Origin of the sequence: Alteromonas sp. McT4-15, assembly GCF_020515205.1 — a bacterium.
In the GTDB taxonomy this organism is placed as follows: Bacteria; Pseudomonadota; Gammaproteobacteria; order Enterobacterales; family Alteromonadaceae; genus Alteromonas.
In genome coordinates, this window is record NZ_JAJALG010000100.1 from 1 (window position 1) to 1287 (window position 1287).

The 1287-nt window shown below is 45.7% G+C and carries 1 protein-coding gene; it reads right to left on the bottom strand.

What is annotated here, in order from left to right; genetic code table 11:
• Window positions 1-1149 (bottom strand): DUF4158 domain-containing protein (locus LHL20_RS20930; protein WP_187448117.1); only part of this gene is annotated, 1149 nt, incomplete at its 3' end.
• Window positions 1150-1287: the final 138 nt, after the last annotated feature.

Sequence of the window (1287 nt, forward strand, 5' to 3'; positions counted from 1 at the left end):
TTCCACGGTCCGTTTCTGTTTTTTCAGGTAAAGGCAGAGGGTCTGGATATCCCTGTCATTCATGACCTTCAATGCCTGTTGTCTGACTACTGAGAAGGGCTGATTGTCATCAATATTCTCGTCAACAAACAGGTGAAGTAGCTCTGCCGCTTTCGTGACATTGTCCGCAGCTGACTGCCAGGACAGGAACACTGCTTGTTGTGCAAAGGCGTTGGCGGCTTCCTGTTGTTTTCGGATATGGTAAACAAACCCATCCGTCAGGCGCTCCAGTGCAAGTTGCATGCGCTCTGTCAGATGACACAGTAACCACAGGTGCTGCTGTGAGCGTTTGAAGCGCCGCACTTTACTGCCGTAGTAATCAATAAGGCCGCTGAAGTGTTGTCGATTTTTTAGCGACAGATTGAGCCTGTCCACAACGTCATTTATTTGCGTGTGCCATGGTGCTAACCGGTGGTAAATGGCGAGCTCTTTTTTAAGCTCAGGCACGGTCAGACTTTTGGCACCACCCCTGAGATGGCTCAGACTCAGCCCGTCGTCTTTAGTAGTGATTATGTTGTCCAGAAATACGTTAAGTTCATTACTGGTAAGTTGATTCAGTTGGAGCGTCAGGTCTTTTCTGACCTGTTGCATTGTGCGGCTTATCAGTCTTTGAAGCACGGAGTACTTAGGAATGGCAATGTTATGGCTGGCAAGGTATTCAATGGCCGCATCAAAGAGGTGTCGAGGCTCCAGCCAGGCATGACCAATGTAAACCAGGTGGTGGCACAGAGCATTGAGGTGCTGTTTTTCATTCCACTTATTGTAATTAAGTAGACGCAGTATCCTTGAGTAAATACGGTCACGCTGCATTTTACTGACACTGAAAGGCCTGATCCCTTTACCTCTTTGAATTTGGGAGGCAATAAACTGCATGTCGATACTGATATCACGGAAACTCGGAGCAATGATCACTGGCTTAGATTTAAAATAGCCCAGAAGCGCCACGAAATAACAACGATGTTTAGTAAGCCTGATAGTACGGCATTCGGCCTGTTCTACATCGTTTAGCGAAAAATACAAACGTTGTTCCTCAATAGAAAACTGAGGTGCTGAATACAAGTCTCGTTGTTCTGCCTGAGTCAGAATCGAGAGTTCATTACTAATTGCCATGATGAATAAACGCCAATATGATTGATGGTGTTTATATAAGATGGCAGAATATTGGAAGGTAACCCACCGCCACAGACCATATAATATAATACCTGTAGCGTTCTATGTTACTTTAGAGGGGAAAATCCCTAGAACCCC